General features: G+C 47.9%; 19 protein-coding genes and 1 riboswitch. Of the genes, 9 read left to right on the forward strand and 10 right to left on the reverse strand.

The window, feature by feature from the left end:
• The first annotated feature begins 47 nt into the window (after nt 1-47).
• Both DESRU_RS11315 and DESRU_RS11320 read left to right on the forward strand, forming a co-directional pair.
• Nucleotides 48-1,907, forward strand: coding sequence for a heavy metal translocating P-type ATPase (locus DESRU_RS11315; RefSeq protein WP_013842246.1), 1,860 nt, complete (start codon nt 48-50; stop codon nt 1,905-1,907).
• Entirely contained in the window at nt 1,904-2,086 is a 183-nt protein-coding gene (locus tag DESRU_RS11320; protein ID WP_013842247.1) for a hypothetical protein, read from the forward strand. Before DESRU_RS11315 ends, DESRU_RS11320 begins: the two co-directional genes overlap by 4 nt.
• A 126-nt stretch (nt 2,087-2,212) precedes the next feature.
• On the opposite strand, the gene DESRU_RS11325 is transcribed toward DESRU_RS11320, so the two are convergent.
• The 3 genes from DESRU_RS11325 to DESRU_RS11335 are packed head-to-tail and all read right to left on the reverse strand — an operon-like array spanning nt 2,213 to nt 5,707.
• Nucleotides 2,213-3,637 (reverse strand): HAMP domain-containing sensor histidine kinase, encoded by a 1,425-nt coding sequence (locus tag DESRU_RS11325; protein WP_013842248.1) that lies wholly within the window; start codon nt 3,635-3,637, stop codon nt 2,213-2,215.
• Nucleotide 3,638: 1 nt separating this feature from the next.
• A complete protein-coding gene (locus tag DESRU_RS11330; RefSeq protein ID WP_013842249.1) occupies nt 3,639-4,343 on the reverse strand; it encodes a response regulator transcription factor in 705 nt (234 codons plus the stop codon).
• On the reverse strand, nt 4,340-5,707 hold the full coding sequence (locus DESRU_RS11335) for a hypothetical protein (protein WP_013842250.1): 1,368 nt from the start codon (nt 5,705-5,707) through the stop codon (nt 4,340-4,342). The genes DESRU_RS11330 and DESRU_RS11335 overlap by 4 nt, the downstream gene beginning before the upstream one ends.
• A 177-nt stretch (nt 5,708-5,884) precedes the next feature.
• Nucleotides 5,885-5,982, forward strand: a riboswitch (guanidine-I (ykkC/yxkD leader).
• 53 nt (nt 5,983-6,035) lie between these two features.
• Between DESRU_RS11335 and DESRU_RS11340 the strand changes: the two genes are divergently transcribed.
• Both DESRU_RS11340 and DESRU_RS11345 read left to right on the forward strand, forming a co-directional pair.
• Nucleotides 6,036-6,380 (forward strand): DMT family transporter, encoded by a 345-nt coding sequence (locus tag DESRU_RS11340; protein ID WP_013842251.1) that lies wholly within the window; start codon nt 6,036-6,038, stop codon nt 6,378-6,380.
• 2 nt (nt 6,381-6,382) lie between these two features.
• A complete protein-coding gene (locus DESRU_RS11345; RefSeq protein WP_013842252.1) occupies nt 6,383-6,697 on the forward strand; it encodes a DMT family transporter in 315 nt (104 codons plus the stop codon).
• A gap of 118 nt (nt 6,698-6,815) precedes the next feature.
• Here the strand turns inward: DESRU_RS11345 and DESRU_RS11350 are convergent, their stop codons facing one another.
• On the reverse strand, nt 6,816-8,054 hold the full coding sequence (locus DESRU_RS11350) for a (Fe-S)-binding protein (protein WP_013842253.1): 1,239 nt from the start codon (nt 8,052-8,054) through the stop codon (nt 6,816-6,818).
• 476 nt (nt 8,055-8,530) lie between these two features.
• On the opposite strand from DESRU_RS11350, the gene DESRU_RS11355 reads away from it, so the two are divergent.
• From DESRU_RS11355 to DESRU_RS11375, 5 genes are all read left to right on the forward strand, one after another.
• Nucleotides 8,531-9,364 (forward strand): Mrp/NBP35 family ATP-binding protein, encoded by an 834-nt coding sequence (locus tag DESRU_RS11355; RefSeq protein WP_013842254.1) that lies wholly within the window; start codon nt 8,531-8,533, stop codon nt 9,362-9,364.
• A 472-nt stretch (nt 9,365-9,836) separates the two neighbouring features.
• Nucleotides 9,837-10,250 carry an RrF2 family transcriptional regulator gene (locus tag DESRU_RS11360; protein ID WP_013842255.1) on the forward strand — a complete coding sequence of 138 codons (414 nt, stop codon included), beginning with the start codon at nt 9,837-9,839 and terminating at the stop codon, nt 10,248-10,250.
• Nucleotides 10,251-10,329: 79 nt separating this feature from the next.
• The gene (locus DESRU_RS11365; protein ID WP_013842256.1) at nt 10,330-11,709 is read left to right on the forward strand and encodes an MATE family efflux transporter; all 1,380 of its coding nucleotides are present in this window, start codon (nt 10,330-10,332) and stop codon (nt 11,707-11,709) included.
• Nucleotides 11,710-11,835: 126 nt separating this feature from the next.
• Nucleotides 11,836-12,492, forward strand: coding sequence for a pentapeptide repeat-containing protein (locus DESRU_RS11370; protein ID WP_013842257.1), 657 nt, complete (start codon nt 11,836-11,838; stop codon nt 12,490-12,492).
• A gap of 220 nt (nt 12,493-12,712) precedes the next feature.
• A complete protein-coding gene (locus tag DESRU_RS11375; RefSeq protein ID WP_013842258.1) occupies nt 12,713-13,585 on the forward strand; it encodes a MerR family transcriptional regulator in 873 nt (290 codons plus the stop codon).
• A 118-nt stretch (nt 13,586-13,703) separates the two neighbouring features.
• Here DESRU_RS11375 and DESRU_RS11380 read toward each other — a convergent pair whose 3' ends face one another.
• From DESRU_RS11380 to DESRU_RS11405, 6 genes are all read right to left on the reverse strand, one after another.
• Nucleotides 13,704-14,390, reverse strand: a complete 687-nt coding sequence (locus DESRU_RS11380) for a metal-dependent hydrolase (protein WP_013842259.1) — start codon at nt 14,388-14,390, stop codon at nt 13,704-13,706.
• A gap of 103 nt (nt 14,391-14,493) precedes the next feature.
• The gene (sucD, locus tag DESRU_RS11385; RefSeq protein ID WP_013842260.1) at nt 14,494-15,378 is read right to left on the reverse strand and encodes a succinate--CoA ligase subunit alpha; all 885 of its coding nucleotides are present in this window, start codon (nt 15,376-15,378) and stop codon (nt 14,494-14,496) included.
• 2 nt (nt 15,379-15,380) lie between these two features.
• Complete coding sequence (sucC, locus tag DESRU_RS11390) at nt 15,381-16,502, reverse strand: ADP-forming succinate--CoA ligase subunit beta (RefSeq protein WP_013842261.1); 1,122 nt, start codon at nt 16,500-16,502, stop codon at nt 15,381-15,383.
• A 48-nt stretch (nt 16,503-16,550) separates the two neighbouring features.
• Nucleotides 16,551-17,093 (reverse strand): hypothetical protein, encoded by a 543-nt coding sequence (locus DESRU_RS11395; RefSeq protein WP_013842262.1) that lies wholly within the window; start codon nt 17,091-17,093, stop codon nt 16,551-16,553.
• A 351-nt stretch (nt 17,094-17,444) separates the two neighbouring features.
• Nucleotides 17,445-19,061: a sigma 54-interacting transcriptional regulator gene (locus tag DESRU_RS11400; protein WP_013842263.1), complete on the reverse strand. Its 1,617-nt coding sequence runs from the start codon at nt 19,059-19,061 to the stop codon at nt 17,445-17,447.
• Between the two features lie 262 nt (nt 19,062-19,323).
• Nucleotides 19,324-20,268, reverse strand: a complete 945-nt coding sequence (locus DESRU_RS11405) for a bifunctional enoyl-CoA hydratase/phosphate acetyltransferase (protein ID WP_013842264.1) — start codon at nt 20,266-20,268, stop codon at nt 19,324-19,326.

Below are 20,268 nucleotides of genomic sequence, written 5' to 3' on the forward strand. Positions count from 1 at the left end.
ATACCTTATAGGGGTATAATGTATATTTGTTGGAGGAGCTGTTAGGGATGAAAAACTGGTGGGTGGATGAGGAAAAGCGGGCCATTCTTTTTACGGTGATTTCCGGGCTTTCCCTTATCGTAAGCTTTTTTCAGCTTTGGAGCCTCCCCTTTGATGCCGCCTGGGTGGCTATTGTTTTGTGCGGATTACCTATTATCAAAGGGGCTGTGGAAGGTTTGGTGACCGAATTTGATATTAAAGCCGATGTACTGGTATCCCTGGCCTTGATTGCCTCGGTGATTATCGGTGAAATCTTTGCCGCGGGCGAAGTGGCCTTTATTATGACCATTGGCGCGCTGCTGGAGGAACGGACGGTGGCCAAGGCCAGGGCGGGCATTGAAAGGCTGGTGCACCTCACGCCCCGCACCGCCAGATTGGTGCGGGATGGAGCGGAAACAATTGTCCCCGCCGAACAGGTACAGGTGGGCGATATCCTGCGGGTGCTGGCCGGAGAGACCATTGCGGTGGATGGGGTAATTATCAGCGGACAAACCTCCATTAATCAAGCGGTCATGACCGGTGAATCTTTGCCGGTGGATAAGGGCGTGGGTGACGAAGTCTCCAGCGGCACCGTCAATCAATTTGGCACCTTTGAGATGAAGGCAACCAAGGTTGGCGAGGACAGTTCCCTGCAAAGAATGATTCGTCTGGTGGAATCCGCCGACGCCAACAAGGCCAAAATTGTGGGTCTGGCCGACCGATGGGCCACTTGGATTGTTGTGATTGCTTTGCTGGCAGCCCTGGGTACATGGTTTATCACCGATGAAATTATCCGTTCGGTCACCATTCTGGTTGTCTTTTGTCCCTGCGCGCTGGTGCTGGCAACGCCCACCGCCATCATGGCCGGTATTGGCAACGTTACCAGGCACGGTGTGCTGGTCCGTGAAGGCGACGCCCTGGAACGGCTGGCCAAGGTAAGCAAAATTGCTTTTGACAAAACCGGTACCCTGACCTACGGCAAGCCGGTGGTTGTGGCGGTGGAAAGCTTTCAGGAAGAGGTTTCTCCGTCAGCACTGCTGTCCCTCACCGCTTCCGCCGAGCAGCGGTCCGAGCATCCCCTGGGAAAAGCCATTGTGGTCCACGCCAGGACGATACCGGAAATACATAGGCACGAGCCAAAGGATTTCATACTGCTGGCCGGCCGGGGGGTTCAGGCGGAAATTGACGGCAAAGTTCTGTTGGCAGGAAATCCGGAATTGCTGGCAGACCATAAGATTCCTCTGCCCCAGGCCATGATGGACAAGGCAGCCCGTTATCAAGCGGACGGTTTTACCATGATTTACGTGGCCCTAGTAGACAAGGCCGTCGGTTTTATCGCCCTTTCCGACACCCTGCGCCCGGACGCCGTCCATATGGTAAAAAGCATTCAGGCCATTGGTATTGAACCCATCCTGCTTACCGGGGACCACCCTCAGTCTGCTTTCCATATTGCCAAGACGGTGGGGATTAAGAATGTGCACGCTGAATGTCTGCCGGAGGATAAGATGTCCGCCATTGATCACTACCAAAACCAAAACCAGATGGTCTGCATGGTGGGTGACGGTATCAATGACGCGCCGGCGCTTAAAAAAGCCTCTGTGGGAATTGCCATGGGCGGCATTGGCAGCGACATTGCCGTGGACGCAGCGGACATCGCCCTGGTGGGGGATGATATAAAAGCCATTCCCCATTTGCTGCGCCTGGCCAAAAAGACCATGAAAACCATTCACATTAACTTAGCCCTTTCCCTGCTGCTGAACTTTGCAGCCATTCTTTTGGCCATGACCGGTATTTTGAATCCGGTTTTGGGAGCCCTTGTGCATAATGTCGGCTCTGTGGGGGTGATTATCAATTCTGCTTTATTATTGAATTGGAGGCAAAGAGAATGAAAGAGATTTTTTTAATGATTGTGCAAATTGGCGTCGTTCTTTTGGGTATCGGGTTGATCGGCGCAGGGGCTTTTTATTTGGCCAAGGAAAAAAACGATCCGGCTGCCAAAAAAATTTATGGCACAACCATCGGTATCGGAATCATTACACTGGTATTCGCGGCTGTCAAACTGTTCTAAAGGGTTTAAAAATCTCAGGGTTTTTAACAGGGTTGTATCAAAATATTTTTTTAATAAAGTCTTATTGCCGAAAAAAACTCCCAAAGCCCATATGAAGGGTTTTGGGAAGTTTTTATTTAAGGCGGCTTATTCCTTTGGACTGATCTTATTCTCCGGCAGATGCTGGTTTAAGGTTATGGTTACCCTGGTTCCCCAACCCGGTTTGCTCTGTATCTCCAGTTCCCCCCGGTGAAGCTTAATAATCTCCTCAACAATGGCTAACCCCAGGCCGCTGCCCGGTCGGTTCATGCGGGCCTTGTAAAATTTCTCCGTTACTCTTGGCAGGTCTTCCTCTTCCATGCCCTCGCCATTATCCTCCACCGTGATTCTGACAGCCTCTCCTGTCTGTAGGCTGTAAACAGCCACCCTCCCCCCGGCCGGGGTAAATTTGATGCCATTGTGAACGAGGTTGATAAAAACCTGCTTCAGCCGGTTATAGTCGCCGGTAATTTCCATGGGAGCCGTCTGCAAATCCAGTTGAATATTTTTTTCTCCGGCCTGAATGGTAAACTGCCGGACCACCTCCTGCAGCAACCGGTCCAGCGGGACTTTTCCCTGGTGCAGTTGTATCCTTCCTGTATGGAGTCCGGAAAAATCAAGCAATTCCTCCACCAGATCAATCATTCGGTCTGTCTCCCGGGAGATAATGGTTAACCCCTCCCGGGTCTCTTGTTTATCCTCCAAACTTCCTTCCAGCACCGTCTCCGCCCAGCCTTTAATGGAGGTGAGAGGAGTACGGAGTTCGTGGGATATGGAGGAAATAAATTCGTTTTTCACCCGGTCACTTTTTACAATTTCTTCAGACATATAATTCAGCGTATCTGCCAGTTGGCCAATCTCGTCGTCCCGCTGCTTTACCGCTTTTACGTCAAAGTTTCCCCCGGCCATCCGCCCGGCCACCGCGGTGATATCCTGAATGGGATGGATGATCCCCCGGGCCAGCCAGAGGCTTAAAAACATGGAAAGCAGAATCACCAATAAACCCAGCGTCAAAGCGGCGGAGGTAATTTTTATAACCGTTTTGTCCGTATCTTCCAGCGAGGCCACATAGCGCAGCACTCCTACCACATCATTCTGCCAGTTCTGCAGCGGAGTGGAAACCGCCAGAATCCTTTCATCGGAACCTTCTTCCCGTCCCCGCCAAATTCCGGTGCTCCCCTTCACCGCCTGCTGGAAATCCGGTGTGGACACCTTCTGCCGGGTGACCAAGCCGTTATGAACGGCGATCAAATTTCCTTTCCAATCCATGATCTCTACCCTGGCCGTTTCGTCCCGGGGGATATTCTCCAACACATAGCGAGCCTTATCCTTTATCAGCAGGCCGCTGGAATCATCCGGTAGGTAGCGGTTGTAAAAACTCACCGCCACCCCGGCACGATTTAACAGCATTTGCTCGGTGCTGCCGTAATAATATTGCCGGACCGCCAGGATAAAAAATCCCTCCAGCAAAGTTACGATCAAAATGATTATCAGAAGGGTCTGCCAGACCAACCGCTTTTTAATACTTTGCAAGTCAATCCCCTCCCAGCCAGCGGTAGCCATACCCCCAGATGCTCTGGATGTATTTGGGGTCTTCCGGTTTGTCCTCAATCTTCTGCCGGATTCTCCGTATATTCACATCCACGGTCTTTAAATCGCCGATATAATTTTTGCCCCAGACGGAATTTAATACGTCATCCCTGCTTAAAGCAACTTTGGGATTTTCCATAAACAGTTTGATAATGGCAAATTCCCTGGGAGTCAGTTCAATCTCCCTGGAATCTTTATAAAATTTCCTTTGGTCCGGTCGCATGATGAAAGGCCCTGAGGTGAATGAAGCTTCCTGCCGGCTCCCTAACTCCACCGTCGGCCTTTCCAGGCGCCGCAGCAGGGACTCAATTCTTGCCAGAAGTTCCTTGGGGCTGAAGGGCTTTACCACATAATCATCCGCTCCCAGTTGCAGCCCCTGTACTTTGTCCTGTTCCTGGCCTTTGGCCGTGAGCATGACCATCCCCATTGCCGGGAATCTTTCCCTTAAGGCCCGGCAAACCGCAAAGCCGTCCATCCCCGGCAGCATCACGTCCAAAATGGCCACGGCAATGTCTTGTTGCTGTTCCATCACTGCCAAGGCCTCTTCACCGCTGGCCGCTTCCACCGGATCATAGCCCTGCCGTCTTAAATTCACTGCAATAAAACTCCGGATGGCGGACTCGTCTTCTACTACCAGAATTTTGGTCATGACTGCATCTCCAGCAGATTGGCCATATCGATGGTTTTAAAGCAATCCTTCACCTCTTCTTCCGTTAACAGCATCCCTTTGTATTCCTGCAGTTCATCTCCCGCCAGATTGGGGCTATCCGAAGGAAAAACGGCGAATAAAACATTCCGGTTGTTTTCTCCCAGCTTCACATAAAGCCGCTTGGAAGGAAGTTCCCCGGAAGCTTGGTTCCTATCCTTGGGCTGATAAGAAATAGACAGTAGCGGCACCCTGGATTTCTTATCCCGGCCGATATAATAAAAATCCACCGCTTTTACCCCCTCATCATCCGATCTTCTTTCAATGGTATATTTTCCAATCCACTTCCGGGGAATCACAAAGCTGTACTCTTCGCCATAGTCTGAGTAATCCTCCCGCACCGCTAAGAGGCCCTTTTGGCCATCCCACCGATACCAGACATTAATCCATGGCTTGGCCACCATGGGCAGATCTTCCGCACCCAGCGGCTCTTTTTGCATGCCAATTTCCACAATACCGTCCTGATCTACATCTTTACTAGGCAGCGGGTAGGCTTTGAAGGTCAGTCCATTGCCATCCGCCAGTTCATTAAACCGTTCCGTCCACTGTCCGTCTTGATAAATCAGCAGTAGGGTATAGGCGGAATGAGCTCCCACCCCCAGGTCGCAGAAGATTCCCGGCTGATTTTTATCGGCCCGGCCGATCAAAACCTGTTCCGGATAGCCGTCATATTCCCTTTGCAGCGTTTCAACCAATTTTTGCTCCCGGAGACTGTAAAGGGTTAATTGGGATGTGGGGAATTCCGCTTCGCTTTTGGCTAATACGGCTAATTGCACCTGCCCGTCCCCCTTTACATCTCCCACTGAGAAACTGGCATAGGGGATGCGATTCACCTCTTGATATGTTTGGCCCGCCATCCGATATACCGTTAAATCATTATTCTGCTCCCAGTTACTGAGCCTGCCAATCAAAAGTTCGGGTATTTTGTCGTCATTGAAATCCTGCCAAACAACATAACCCAGATCACTGCCCTCACCGTTTAAACGATCTCTCAGTTCCCACTTTCCTTCCTTCATTGCCAATATCAGCAGGCCGACTTCCCCTTCCTTTTTGTAAAAAACAGCCGTTTCCTGGGTACCGTTCCCGTCTACATCCACCTCCAGGAAAGAGCCGGTCTTGGCAGCAGGCCCCTTGGGCAGGGTCAAGCTGGCCCCTTCCGGTAAAAACTGCCGGGCTGCCTGCAGTAATTCCTGCTGATTCCTATTCATTTCAGGCGGTTTTACCAGTTCCGGGGGAGTTAAAGGCCGGCAGCCGGTTAGCAGGATCCCGGCCAGCAAAAGGGCGGCCAGCTTCTTTTTAAATTCCATAAAGTCACTCCTCATCTTATCTGCAATAGACCTCTGATCTTATTTTAAAGCCCTATGGAATAAAAATCGTTACAAAGTCGTTACAAATAGGGCTGCGGTTGCTCTTGTCTATCATAATAAACTTTTAGGCTGCTTGACAAATCCTTTACTGCTGTGAAATAATCTTATAAAATATATATTTTTGTTTTCTAGGGTTCCGCGATAAAATTATCGGACTGGTCCAAGAGAAAACACACAGCCTAGCTGTGACACGGAGGGACAAAAGCCCGGGAGATATCAGTGATGATATCCCCGGGCTTATTTATTTTTTAATAAGGAGGAAGTAGACATGACTTTCCAGTGGTTAAAAGTGTTCATTGGAGCATTTTTTGAAGTGTTTTGGGTTATAGGGCTCAAACACGCCGATAATCTCTGGACCTGGCTGGGTACCGCCATGGCTGTCTCACTCAGCTTTTATTTCATGATTATGGCGGGCCGAAAATTACCGGTAGGTACGGTATATGCCGTCTTCGTGGGCCTGGGAACAGCCGGAACGGTTCTTAGCGAAATTCTTTTCTTTGGTGAGCCCTTTAACTGGATCAAACTGTCCTTGATCCTTTTATTGCTGGCGGGGGTTATTGGATTGAAGCTTGTAACCGGGGAAAAAGAAAGCAGCCTGCAGGGAGGTGCTTAAAAATGTCCTGGTTTTATTTGCTTTTGGCAGGTATTTTTGAAATGTGCGGTGTGGCTATGATCAATAAATTGCATCGGGATGGCAATTGGCAGGCAGTTGTTTTATTGCTCTCGGGTTTTGGTGCAAGCTTCTTATTCCTGACCTTGGCCATGAAAACCCTGCCCATGGGTATCGCTTACGCTGTCTGGACGGGTCTCGGTGCCGCCGGCGGAGCTATCCTTGGTATGATATTCTACGGTGAGTCAAAGGATCGATCCAGAATCTTTTTTATCTCGGTGATTCTTGGCGCCGTTATGGGTTTAAAGCTGGTTTCATAATCTATTTACACCTTAAACACAGGGGTTGAAACTAGGCACAAATATCAAGCGCAGTCTGACAATCCAGACTGCGCTTTAGCTCTTTATTTTCTTGCGGGTTTAGCTGAGGTTTTTGGTTTTAAGTGTTCTGAACGGGCCTTTTTTCCAAAATTAACGCCGGGCTAATCAGGTGATGCAGGTGAGCCAGTCTGGCGTCGATTTTGAAATGTTTAATAATATCGTTGAGCTGGTCCCAGCAGTTGTGGCAGGGACAGGCCACCAGTTTACAGCCGGTGGCTACGATCTGATCGGCTTTTAACTTTCCTTTGCTCATGCGGTAGGGCTGGATGTCCTTGCCCATGGCCAGCAATCCTCCCCCGCCCCCGCAGCAGTAATTGGCTCTGCCGTGGGGCGTCATTTCCCTGAATTCCGTTACAACCTTTTTTAACACATAACGCAGGGTCTCTCCCAAATCTTCTTTCCGCACCATGTTACAGGGATCGTGCAGGGTAACCGGTTCGGTATTCTTGGAGGGATCTACAAACAACAAGCCTGCATCCAGCCATTCTTTATACTTCTCAATAATGCTTTTTACCGGATAAAAGGGATCCTTGGTCCAGACCTTGGGCCCCCACTTCTGAGCCCGGGTGGCATGGCCGCACTCGGTTACCACCACTTCTTTTACTTTCAAACGTTTTACTTCTTCCCCGATCCTTTTCATCAAAATGGTGGATTCCTCATCATTGCCGTTAAACAGGCCGTAATGGGTGGCATCCCACCACTGGCTGCTGCAGGTCCAGTTGGCCCCTACATACCAAAAGATTTTGGCAATGCTCTGTACGTCCTGAGGATAATATTTAATTTCCCGGGGGTCCCAGAGAAAAAGAAAATCCGCCCCTTCCTTATCCACCGGAATTTTGGCCGTTGGGTCGTCCACTTCCGCCTGAAGCTCCTCCTCCATCCACTGCAGGGTATCCAGATAATCCTCCTGGGTCACTTCCATCTGATTACCGGTGTTGATCTGGGCATTGACTACATCCTGCAAAAATCCCGGCGACTGCAGTCCAAAGTTTCCCCGGAGGGTACGGATCACTGTAGCCACATCCACCCCCATAGGGCATTCCACCGTACAGCGGCCGCACATGGTACAGGTCCAAACCAATGGGTTATTTAAAGCTTGATCCTTTAATCCTAAGGCAATTTCCCTAAGAATCTTACGCGGGTCCGAATGGTCATGAACTCCGTTATAGGGACACCCCGCGCTGCACATGCCGCAGGTCAGACAGTTATATAACTCGGGACGTTGCTTGTCTGTACATATCTTTTGCAGGACTTCATTTTTAAACTGCCAGTCCATATCATTTAATAAAATAGCCAAAAATCACACCTCCAAGTTTTTACTGGTAAAAGTAATTTCCCCCTCAATTAGTTAATTAAGGTATTCCTCAAAACAAGTATAGGCTGTACTTAAATTCGTTGTCAATATATATATAAAATAATTTATTTAATATTATTATAATTATTTATTTAATTATATCCTTATTATTTATTTAAATATAAATGTTTTACTTTTGCTTTATATTTAGCGAATATTTTATCGTCCATGTCCGGTAAAATCCGACTCCCTTGGAGGGTGCGTGAACGGCCTGAAGAAGGGCCAATGCACTCATCCATGGCTTTAAATCAATCAATAAATTTATATTAATTATTGACATCCGTTCATAATAGTTATAATATGACATTGAAATAATATCTAATTTCATTTGTATTCACAGGCCTGTGGATCCCATGAAAGGCTTTTTTAACTGCCGTCTGTATATAAGACGTCATTTTACGATTAAGGGAGGATGGATCATGAGCAACCAGTGTTCCAGTTGTGGAGAAGCGAAAGAAAAAAGCTGTACTGAAGAAGAAATGAACCCCTTGCCGAAACTCTATCCCGGCGGCCAAAGCCGGATCGGCCATGTCATTGCCGTAATGAGCGGGAAAGGCGGGGTGGGCAAGTCTTCCGTTACGGCACTGATGGCGGTTAATTTGCAGAGGCAGGGTTATAAAGTAGGTATTTTGGATGCGGATATTACCGGCCCCAGCATTCCGAAAATGTTCGGGTTAAAAAAGATTCCCGCCAATCCGGGGCTTTTACTCCCGGCCATCAGCCGCACCGGCATTGCCATTATGTCCTTAAACCTGCTGCTGGAAAAGGAAGATGAACCGGTTATCTGGAGAGGACCCATGATTGCCGGCGCTGTAAAACAATTTTGGACCGATGTGAACTGGGGGGAATTGGACTACCTGCTTTTGGATCTGCCTCCCGGCACCGGTGATGTTCCCTTAACGGTCATGCAGCAGATTCCGGTGGATGGCATGGTGGTAGTTACTTCTCCCCAGGACCTGGCTCTAATGGTTGTAAAAAAAGCCATTAACATGGCCGGGATTATGGAAATACCCCTGCTGGGCGTTGTGCAGAATATGGCCTACGCCGTCTGCCCCAAATGTGGAGAGCGATTGGAGCTATTCGGTAAGGCCCTGCAGAAGGGAGATGTCCTGGATCAATTGACCGTGCTGGAGGTTCTCCCTATCGATCCGGAGTTTACACGGTTGTGTGACCACGGTCAGGTGGAAAATACCGCTACCCGGGCTTTTGAAGACATCCCTACCCTGCTGAAAGTAAAAAAACAGGTAAGCTAACCCCCGATGACACTTAATAATATGGCTACGGCCACGCCTTTACTGTTCCGGAACCTTACTCCCCTTGCCTTGTTAGGAGTTCAAAATGATACGGCTTCAATGCAGCCAGTGTGGAAAAATCATAGAATTTCTGCGTAAATTTCAGCAAGACACAAAGGAGCAAAAATGCACCTGCGGAGGAAATTTACGCCCTGTAAACAAGCCTGGCGAGATAAAAATAAAGAAGAAAGAGCCCTAAAGCGGATGCAGTAATTCCGATAAAGCCAGAGGAACTCTACCCGTTTTTTATAGCACATGAAAAACACCTGAACCAGTCAGGTGTTTTTCATCTTCTTTATCTTACTCCCGGAGCGCCCACCAGCGGTATTTGTTACCACAGATAAAATTGTTAATGATCGCGATTGACAAAATAAACAGCGACCAATATAATTGTAGATAAATACAGTCTTTAATATCTTTAAGGAGTATTTTAATGAAGTATACAAAGGCAACCAATTATGCTTTGCACACAATGTTGTACATGATTGACCATGGACAACACGAAAAATTAAGTGTACATGTTCTGGCCGAGCATTTTCAAGTATCCGTTACCTACCTTTCTAAGATTTTGACACAGCTTGTAAAAGCAGGTCTAATTGAATCAACCTCTGGAGCAAGCGGAGGATACACATTGCGCAAACGGGCTGAAAACATCTCCTTTATGGATGTCATTCGGGCAACGGAAGGTTCCGGCGCACTATTTGAATGCGGGATTCAGGAAGAAAAGCGATGCCCTATTCATCAGGTGATGAAAGAAGCAGAAAACATCATGGAACAGTATTTACAAGACAAGAAGCTCTTTGAACTGGCTTCAAGAGATAAGGTCTGTGAAGCAAGCAAAGATTAAGCTTATGCGAAAAGTATATAATTTTTATGCTTGTATTACAGATATTAAATATCTATAATATATTTATTAGGAGAACTTAATGAATAAGATCAATGAACTCGAAAGTAAACCGGTCGCGAAATTGTTGGTGCAGTATTCGTTACCGGCTGTACTCGGCCTATTCGTAAATTCACTCTATACGGTCATTGACCGGATTTTTATCGGAAACATCCCGGATATTGGCGCATTGGCCTTAACGGGTATTGGACTTACTATACCAATTACCACGGTGATATTGGCGCTATCTGCTTTGATTGCTTTTGGAGCCGCTTCCAATATCACCATCCGATTAGGAGAAGGCAAACAGGAAGAAGCCGAGAACACAGCGGGTAATGCGATTTTATTAACTGTTGTAGCAGGCATTACAATTACAGTACTTTATCTAATTTTTCAAAATCAAATATTAGGTTTGCTTGGGATACAGGGGCAAACGTTGCCTTATGCCAAGGCTTTTATCACGATCATCGTGTTAGGCACGGTTTTCAACATGTTAGGATTTGCCTTCCCCATTCTTGTCCGTTCCGATGGCAGTCCCGCCTTTTCCGCAATCATTACGCTGACGGGATGTGTGCTCAATATAGGTCTGGACGCACTTTTTATTCTTGTGTTCCATATGGGGATACAAGGTGCCGCCATAGCTACTGTGTTATCCCAGTTTGTGACTGTAATCCTCGGGTTTTTCTATTTCAGAAGAAGGAAAGCAACCTTGCGGCTTATGAAACAAAATTTCAAACTTCAACCTGACACAATGAAGGCAATTGTTCTAATTGGTCTGGTCCCTTTCTCCAATCAATTATCTATCAGTATCGCACAAATTGTCAGCAACTACTCCTTAAATCTATATGGAGGAGAGCTGGCAGTCGGAGCCATGACAGTCATCGCCTCTATTGCGTCCATTTTCCTGATGCCCGTTTACGGAATATCACAGGGATTCCAACCGATTATTGGGTTCAACTGGGCAAAAAAGCGCAATGACCGGACGATGAAAACACTCAGCCTTGCAGTTGCATCCAGTGCTATGATTTTGGCAGTAGGTACCTTACTAGTATGGATATTCCCTGAATTTGTAGTGGGGCTTTTTAACCGTGACGTAGAGCTTGCAGGTATCGCCGTAAATGGAATCAGAAAATATATGCTGCTGCTTCCCCTTGCTGCGATTCCCACATTTGGAATAGGCTTTATGATGCTGACAGGAAAGGTGCAGGCGGCGGTATCGCTGAATATCGCAAGACAATGTGTTATCTTGGCATTGACCATTTATTTTCTGCCAAAGGCAATTGGGACAGATGGCCTTTGGTATGCACAGCCTGTAACCGACTTCCTATCAAGCATCCTTATGGTCATACTTTTTGTAAAAGGATATGGACATATCTTACGGGGAAAGGCACCTTCAAAGAACAAAAAGACTTTTAACTCATAACTTCTTATGGTACAATAACCAGGATTGATGATCAGGCCTCCACTTTATCTATGCGCGCGACGAAAGATACATTAATTCAACCGCATTATAGCGAGGACCACAACATATGCTGAGGAAAGAAAAAATATGAGTATGACCGGCCCACAAATATTAAAAGAACTCTCTCCTATTGATGATTTTTCTTCCTACGTTCAAGATTTTTTATTGGATGAGATACCAATTTTGGCGATAAAGAGCTATGCCGAGCAAATCGAAGGTATGGAATTTTTTAAAATCGAAATACAAATGAGTGTTTTCGAGAATTGTACCTTTCGTAATTGCAGCTTTGAAAACGCAAGCTTTATTGATGTTATATTTCAATCTTGTGATTTCTCAAACAGCAAATTTACAGGTGCCTATTATCAACGATGTCGATTTATTAATTGTAAATGCGTTGGTGTAGATATGCGCGATACCATTGTAAAGCAAACTGCTTTTGAACAATCAAATTTTCAGTATTCCTATTTCGACAAAACAAAAATGATGGATGTTTTATTTGACCATATCGACTTTACCGAATCATCCATGGCTGAAGCAAAACTAAAAAAGTTTGAAGCAAGGGATTCCAAATTTGTAAAAAACAATTTCTTTAAAACAATGTTAGCAACAGTAGATTTTACCAATAATGAATTTGCCATGCCAATGGTATCATCCCCTCCGGTCGAGCTGAAAGGAGCTATTGTCAATATGTTTCAAGCGACAGATTTGATTGGTCTTTGGGGTGTTATTGTTGATCGGAAATAAAATATTAAATACTTAGATTTGTGAGTATAATGGGAAGCAATTAGTATAGTTCATTGCTTCCCATTTTCATACCTTCTTTCACTGTTTCTATAAATTATAGATGGTATTCACAAAGCGTCCAAACACACCGGAAGGTGTTGCCGCTGATGAAGAGATATTTTTCAAAAACATATTGACTATTCCCTTGGGTGTTAGCTTACCATTGGTTTGAGGTGATGAAATGTTCATTAACGAAGCGCGAAAGGCAACTAATTTAACGAAAAAGGCCATTGAATACTATACAAGTCAAGGGCTGGTTTCCCCTGCAATTTTGGAAAACGGATATCGGGATTTCAATGAAAATGATGTAGAGCTTTTAAAGAGGATTTCTATTTTTCGTAAAATTGGTTTTAGCACCGAAGATATTAAAGCTATACTGGCAGACGATAAAGAAGCTGTTTTACAGAAAATGTCTGTAAAAAAAGAGTTAAGTATACAAAGAGAAAAAGCAAAACAAGTACTCCTTGACCGGCTTAGTACCGGAGAAAGCTTGGCAGAAATAGAAACCGCTCTGAATGCCATTGAACAGAACAAAACAATTACGGATAAGCTGTTAGAAGCATTTCCGGGGTATTATGGCCGCTTTCTTTGCTTGCATTTTGCACGTTTTTTGAATGAGCCAATTTCAACACCGCAACAACAAGCTGCTTATGATAAAATCGTAACATTTCTTGATGAAGCCCCTGCACTGAGCTTTTCAAAAGAACTGTGGAACTTTCTGGATGAAAGTACGCAAAGCATCGGCGTAGAAAATATTTGTGATATGCATGAAAAAATGAAGAGGTCTATTGAAAATCCTGAACAGTTTTTATCAGAAAACCAGGAAATGTTGGCATGGTATCTTGAGTATAAAAAGTCGGATGAATATAAAAATTCTGCTGCGTTCAAAATTCAAACAACGCTTAAAGAATTCAATAATACAAGCGGGTATTATGATGTTTTTATACCGGCGATGAAAAGGTTAAGTAATTCTTATGCCAAGCATTGTCGGCAATTGGAAACTGCCAATGAAAAATTATTATCAGAATATCCTGAGATTGAAAATTTAAAATAACCAAATCAAATAAGCATAATGGGAAGCTTGAGCATTGACTCATCGCTTCCCATTTTCATATTATCCTTCGGGGGTTCCATCGTCTATAAGTTATAGATCCGATATACACAAGAAATCCTTATAGTTCCAGGGCACTTCCCGGCTGCAGGATCACAACTTTGCCGGGGCTTTGTTCTTCTACCGCCCGTTTGAAGGCTTCGGGGTCCTGGGCAATAAGCGGCCAGGTATTATAATGCATAGGCACCACCTGGCGGGGATTCAGCATTTTTACCGCCTCCAGGGCATCCTCCGGCCCCATGGTGAAATTGTCCCCGATGGGAAGTAAAGCCACATCAATGGCGTTTAGCCGCCCAATCAGCCCCATATCTCCAAATAAACCGGTATCCCCGGAATGATAAAGGGTTTTTCCCTCGGCATAAATCAGAAAACCGCAGGGATTGCCCAGATACTCCGCCGGGCCGGTGTCGCCGCCGGTGGAATTGCCGTGCCAGGCCGGGGTCAATTTTACTTTAAAGGAACCAAAATCATGGGCTCCGCCAATGTGCATGGCATGGGCCTTAACCCCCTGGCGCATAAAATAATTGGCCGCTTCATATACCGAAACGAGGGTGGCATTGGTTTTCCGGGCCAGGGCCAGGGCGTCTCCGGCGTGGTCCCCATGCCCGTGGCTTACCAAAATGTAATCGGGATGAAGATCCAGGTTCCGGGGGGCTACCGGATTACCGGTAATAAAAGGATCAATGACCAGCGTCAGGTCTGCGGTTTCCAGCAAAAAGGCGGCATGTCCCAGAAAAGTAAGTTTCATCTTTACTAACTCCTTCCACGGGTAATGCTAGCTTCTCCCTATCCCTACCGCAATATGCCAGAAAATCTGACAGTTTATTCCTGATGGCGGTCCCCACTTCCCCTTAGCATACCTCATCATTCTGGGTTAGTATGTTTTTAACCTGTTCCGCCACTTCCCAGGGCAGGCTGACCACTTTCGCTCCGGCGGCAGTTAGTGCAGCCACCTTACTTTCAAAAGTCCCCCGTCCCCTTTCGATAATGGCCCCGGCATGGCCCATCCGTTTGCCTGGAGGAGCGGAACTGCCGGCCAAAAAGGCCACCACCGGCTTGGTCATCTCTTTTATATACAGGGCGGCCTCCTCTTCGGCATTGCCGCCGATTTCTCCTACCAGAACCACAACCTTGGTTTCAGGGTCCGCCTCAAACCTTTTTAACACTTCAACAAAGGACAAACCGACCACCCGGTCCCCCCCCAGTCCTACCACCGTGGATTGTCCCAGGTCATGCATGGTCAGGTTATAGGCAATTTCGTAACTGAGGGTGCCGCTGCGGGCCACCACGCCCACCGGTCCCGGAATATAAATGCGGTTGGGCATAATGCCCATTTTGCTCTGTCCCGGAGAGATCACACCAAAGGTATTGGGGCCCACAATGATAACGCCCAGCCTTTCGGCATAGGCCATGATATCCAGTTCGTCGTGCAGAGGTACATGCTCGGTAATAATGACCAGGGTTTGAATGCCGGCGGTCATGGCCTCAAAGGCCGCATCCTTTACGCCGGGGGCCGGAATGAAAAGGATGGTGGCGGTAATCGGGTGCTTTTCCATGGCTTCGGCCACGGTGTTGTAAACCGGTACCCCCTGAACCTCCTGCCCCCCTTTGCCTGGCGAGACCCCTGCGGCCACCTTGGCCCCATAGGCCAGCATCTGTCCGGTATGGAAGGCCCCCTGCTTGCCGGTAATACCCTGTACTAAAATAACTTCGTCCTTATCAATGATGATTGCCATGTTTATATAGCCTCCCTGCCCACAGCCAGTTCAACCACTTTGGCCACTGCCTCGTGAATAGTTCGATAGGCGCTCATACCCTGCTGATTTAATATTTCCACTCCGGCCTGTTCGTTGGTACCTACCAGCCGGATCACCATGGGTACATGAATGCCGGTATTCTTCTTGACCTGGGCAAAGGCCCTGGCCACGTCATCACAGCGGGTAATGCCGCCAAAAATATTAATTAAAACCGCCTTGGGATTGGTAGAAAGCAAGATTTCCAGTGCTTTGGCCGTGGCTTCGGTCCCTGCGCCGCCCCCTGCATCCATGAAGTTCCGGGGACTTCCGCCAAAGTGGTTGATGATATCCAGAGTGGCCATGGTAATGCCGGCCCCGTTGGCCATCACCCCGATGTCCCCCCCCAATTCCACAAAGGAGATGCCGATTTCCGCGGCTTTTAATTCCCGCTCGCTGCGTTCCTCCACCCTGGGTACCCAACCGGGCAGCCGGAAAAGGGCCTCGTCATCAATGGTTATTTTAGCGTCTGCAGCAATCAATTGCTCCCCACTGACCACCAGGGGGTTAATTTCCACCAGCTCGGCGTCATATTTGCGGAATAACTCATACATTTTTACCAGAAGCCTGGCAAAAGGCCCGGTTTCTGCCGCAGGCAAACCCATGCGCCTGGCCACTTCCCGGCCAAAAAAAGGCTGGATGCCGGCATGGACATCCACATGGGCTTTCACCAGATGTTCCTCGGAGACCTCTTCAATATCCACACCGCCTTGGGCGGAAGCAATGACCAGAGGCTTTCGTCTTCCCCCGTCAACGGTGACGGCCACATAATATTCCTTGTCAATTTTCAATTTTTCTTCCACCAGCACCGCCTGTACGGGAAGATCCCTTATGACGGTAGCCAATAATTCCTGAGCCGCTTCCTCGGCCTCCGCAGGGTTGGCCGGGAACTTGATGCCGCCGGACTTACCCCTGCCCCCGGACAAAACCTGGCACTTCACTACGCTGGAGGGAAGCTCCGCCGCAAATTCGGCCACTCCCCCGGGAGTAAGGAAGGCCTTTCCCCTGGGAACCGGAATTCCTTCCCGCTGAAATATTTCCTTACCCATGTACTCGTATAGTTTCATCTTTACACCCAGTCTCCCACCTAAAAGATTTATTTTTTTAAAAGTTCTCTATTCTCTCTCTTTTTCCTTTTCTAAGATGCGGAGAAAACGAATTAACATTTCGGAAACTGAATTATTTTCTCTCCGGGGAATCCTCAGGGCCTGCTCCAGGCTGTATCCCATCAGCATCATCATTTTGATGGTTTTTACGCTGCTGAGAACGGGTACGGTCAGACCATTTTTCAAGCTTAGGACGGAACGGAACCGGGCGTCTGTTCTTTTCTCAACAAAATTCACCATGTTCAAATTAAAGAAGCCGTAACAGGGATCTCCGCCACAGCGGGCCGGTCGGGTTTTTATGGGAATCAGGACATATTCCGGCGCCAGCAGCAGCGGGGTCAGCCCTGTACCGCCCTGTTCCCGGTATTTCCTACGCAGGGCGGTATAATCCAAAGCAAATTCCCGGCAGAGGGATTTCCGAAAACTACGGGCATTTCTGGCATCCCGGTGGACACTTCCCGAAACGGCGGCAAATTCCGTTCCGTCCCCCTGGGGCAGATACACCGGCTGAAAGTACACCAGCGGATGAATTCCTTTCCTGGTTGCGGGCATCACCAACACTCCTTTTCCTGTTCTCTCAGCCCATTCTACTACCCGCCGGTGTTCTATCGGTTAAGGAAAAGTGAGCAGGGTTTTGTTTAGGTGAAAAAAGGAGTGTTACAAAACGATTTTATATGACACACCAAAGAACACGCAGATAACCCAACAACCGGATAAAAGGAATAGAACACGGATGATGCGTATATAAACGGATTTTAAATTTAATAAAATTTTAAAAGGCCGCGCGAATCCGCAGAAATCCGTAAAATCCGCGTTCTATTCCTATTCATTTTTTAGTAAAAGAGGGGCCGCGCAAAAGGAACCTCTCCGGATTCTTTTTGCAACAGCGCCTCTTGACCTTTTTTACTCTTTCTCTGTCAGGATAATATCATAGGTTTTTATTTTATTTAAAATGGTTGTATTGGAAACGCCCAAAACATTTCCGGCCTTACGGGAGGAAGGATATTTTTCCAGCACGTGCTGTAGAACCTGCTTTTCCACTTCACCGACAATTTCCTTAAGGGGCGGAATTTTATCTCCCAGGGGAACGCTTATGCCCCGGCCCCCATTCCCCTGCAGGATGCAGGATCCGGGTTCGGTGGAGGCCCACTGGTTAAAATGCCGGGGCAATATTTCGGTGGAGTCACTGACGTTGATGATTCGTTCCAAGGTATTTTCCAACTGCCTCACATTGCCGGGCCAGGTCTGATTCATTAAAAAATCGGCGCTTTCTTTGGTTAGAAATTTTTCCGGCTTACCCAATCGGGCACAAATTTTCCGTACCAGATGCTGGGCTGTAAGAGGAATATCCTCGGGCCGTTCCCGCAGAGGCGGTATCCTCAGGGGAATGACATCCAGGCGGTAATACAAGTCTTCCCGAAAGGTTTTCTGACGGACCATCTCCTCCAAATTCCGGTGGGTGGCGGCAATAATCCGTACATTTACCGGGATTTCCAAAATACCTCCAATTTTGCGGATGGTACTCTCCTGCAAAACCCGCAACAGCCGCACCTGCATGTGCGGGGAAAGCTCTCCGATTTCGTCCAGAAACAAAGTGCCGTTTTCCGCCTGTTCAAAGAGTCCTTTTTTGCCGCCCCGAGCCGCCCCGGTAAAGGCTCCTTCTTCATAACCAAAGAGTTCACTTTCCAGCAAAGTTTCCGGCAGGGCCGCACAATTGACAGCAATAAAAGGGGCAAGAGAACGGTGGCTCTCCATGTGAATAGCCCTGGCAAAAAGTTCTTTGCCGGTGCCGCTTTCCCCCCTCAAGAGAATGGTAGAGTTTCCTCTGGCCACAATTTTGGCTGTTTCCACAAGCTGCCGCATCCTGCCGCTCTGGTGAACAATATCGTCAAAAGTGGTCAGCCGTTTATTCCCCAGTTCCACCTTGGAAAGGATTTCCTCCACCTGGCGGTAATCCTTTACGGTGGCCACCGCTCCCATGATCTGTCCTTTCTCGTTAATCACAGGCACACCGCTGGTTAAATAGTGAATGACTTTGGAACCCTTTTTCATTTTGATCTCCGTAAATCGGTAGGACCGGCCGGTTTTTAAGGTCTCCTGAATGGGAATCTCAATGGAAAACAATTCTTCCACCGTTTTGCCCAGTACCTTCTCCCTGCTAAAGTCCAAAATTTGGCAGGCCACATCGTTGATGTGAGTAATTTGCCCCTGGCTGTCTACCGCCAGAATCCCCTCGCTGACAGAGTTTAAAATGGTTTCCAGTTGGTGTTCGCGATGTTCGTAGGGCATCTGATCCCGTTGGGCCACCGCCTGTATGCCGTTAATTTTTTTTAGTTCAGCCATCAGCCTTTGCAGCTTCCGGTCCGAAGGGCAGGCAAATTTCACCATCATTACCTGATTGGTCTGGGCCTCCATACCCAGGAGGCTGATTTTCTCGTTTTTGAAAATTTCTAAGATTTCATGAGCCAGTCCCAGACGATCCACAAAATGAATTTGTATAACAATTTCCTGGGCTTGCATTATGGCTCACCATCCTTTATTTTTATATAAAATCCGAAGGGGAACCGTCTTCGTCCATGGGAATTTATGGGCGGCCCCATTACAACCCGTTCTCTTTTACATGATTCATACTTATTTCTAGGGCTGTTGGTTGATGGACAGCGTTTCCGGCCTTTTAGCCGCCACCACGTCGCCGGAGTTAAATTCATTCCAACCAGTATCCACCCCATTGGCCAGCCCCGGCTTGCCTACTTCCCCGCTGCCGTAGTTCCTCCAAAGAGAGTTACCCTATTTGTCGGCATCGAAAGTAATGGTCCTGTCCGGCCACCCCGTGTCCTGCCAGGCAGGCTAAAGCCAGTGACATCAACTTATTGGTGGGGGTATCGGACCTGGAGGGAAGCACCACCGGCGCTGCGGCGCCCCAGACCAGTCCCGCCATGATCCCGCCGGCAAAATAAATGATGGACTTGCCCAGCATGTTGCCTGCTTCAATGTCCGGTACCAGCAAAATATCGGCGTGGCCGGCCACCGGGCCTTTAATCCCTTTGTGCTGGGCCGCCTTTTCATTAATGGCAATGTCCAAGGCTAAAGGACCGTCCACCAGAGCACCTCTGATTTCTCCCTTTTGAGCCATCTGGGTCAATTGCTGGGCTTCCAGGGTAACCGGCATTTTGGGGTTCACCTGTTCGTTGGCCGAGAGAATCGCCACCTTCGGCTGCGTGATTCCCACAGCCCGGGCAAAGTCAATGGCGTTCTGGCAAATGTTTTTCTTTTGTTCCAGATCTGGAGCAATGTTTAATCCCCCGTCCGTCAGAAAAAGCAGCCGGTCGTAACCGTTGACCTGATAAACTGAAATATGACTGAGCATTTTCCCGGTGCGCAGGCCCCAGTCCTTGTTCATGACCGCCTTCAAAAAGGTGCTGCTGTTCACCAAACCCTTCATGAGCACCTGGGCAAAGCCGTTTCTCACTAGTTTTACCGCAATTTCCGGAGCTTCCATGGCGTCGGCTTCCCAAATCTCCACTCCGTTCAAAGGAAAGCCAACCTCCCAGGCCACCCGTTCGATTTCACTGCGGGAACCCACCAGAACCGGCTCGGCAAAGCCCTCCTTGACCGCTTCCTTCAGGGCCTGCAGCACCGCTTCATCCTGAGCGTTGGCCACACTGATGCGCATCTTGGGCAGGGTCTTTACCTCTTCCAAAACCTGCTGAAAGTTCTTTATCAACAT

Source organism: Desulforamulus ruminis DSM 2154, assembly GCF_000215085.1.
GTDB classification, from domain to species: domain Bacteria; phylum Bacillota; class Desulfotomaculia; order Desulfotomaculales; family Desulfotomaculaceae; genus Desulfotomaculum; species Desulfotomaculum ruminis.

Excerpts from the sequence above, each read along its gene's own strand:
- DESRU_RS11315 (WP_013842246.1), top strand. The coding sequence starts at position 48 with ATGAAAAACTGGTGGGTGGATGAGGAAAAGCGGGCCATTCTTTTTACG.
- DESRU_RS11320 (WP_013842247.1), top strand. The coding sequence starts at position 1,904 with ATGAAAGAGATTTTTTTAATGATTGTGCAAATTGGCGTCGTTCTTTTG.
- DESRU_RS11330 (WP_013842249.1), bottom strand. The coding sequence starts at position 4,343 with ATGACCAAAATTCTGGTAGTAGAAGACGAGTCCGCCATCCGGAGTTTT.
- DESRU_RS11335 (WP_013842250.1), bottom strand. The coding sequence starts at position 5,707 with ATGGAATTTAAAAAGAAGCTGGCCGCCCTTTTGCTGGCCGGGATCCTG.
- DESRU_RS11340 (WP_013842251.1), top strand. The coding sequence starts at position 6,036 with ATGACTTTCCAGTGGTTAAAAGTGTTCATTGGAGCATTTTTTGAAGTG.
- DESRU_RS11345 (WP_013842252.1), top strand. The coding sequence starts at position 6,383 with ATGTCCTGGTTTTATTTGCTTTTGGCAGGTATTTTTGAAATGTGCGGT.
- DESRU_RS11355 (WP_013842254.1), top strand. The coding sequence starts at position 8,531 with ATGAGCAACCAGTGTTCCAGTTGTGGAGAAGCGAAAGAAAAAAGCTGT.
- DESRU_RS11360 (WP_013842255.1), top strand. The coding sequence starts at position 9,837 with ATGAAGTATACAAAGGCAACCAATTATGCTTTGCACACAATGTTGTAC.
- DESRU_RS11365 (WP_013842256.1), top strand. The coding sequence starts at position 10,330 with ATGAATAAGATCAATGAACTCGAAAGTAAACCGGTCGCGAAATTGTTG.
- DESRU_RS11370 (WP_013842257.1), top strand. The coding sequence starts at position 11,836 with ATGAGTATGACCGGCCCACAAATATTAAAAGAACTCTCTCCTATTGAT.
- DESRU_RS11375 (WP_013842258.1), top strand. The coding sequence starts at position 12,713 with ATGTTCATTAACGAAGCGCGAAAGGCAACTAATTTAACGAAAAAGGCC.
- DESRU_RS11380 (WP_013842259.1), bottom strand. The coding sequence starts at position 14,390 with ATGAAACTTACTTTTCTGGGACATGCCGCCTTTTTGCTGGAAACCGCA.
- sucD (WP_013842260.1), bottom strand. The coding sequence starts at position 15,378 with ATGGCAATCATCATTGATAAGGACGAAGTTATTTTAGTACAGGGTATT.
- sucC (WP_013842261.1), bottom strand. The coding sequence starts at position 16,502 with ATGAAACTATACGAGTACATGGGTAAGGAAATATTTCAGCGGGAAGGA.
- DESRU_RS11395 (WP_013842262.1), bottom strand. The coding sequence starts at position 17,093 with ATGCCCGCAACCAGGAAAGGAATTCATCCGCTGGTGTACTTTCAGCCG.
- DESRU_RS11400 (WP_013842263.1), bottom strand. The coding sequence starts at position 19,061 with ATGCAAGCCCAGGAAATTGTTATACAAATTCATTTTGTGGATCGTCTG.
- DESRU_RS11405 (WP_013842264.1), bottom strand. The coding sequence starts at position 20,268 with ATGTTGATAAAGAACTTTCAGCAGGTTTTGGAAGAGGTAAAGACCCTG.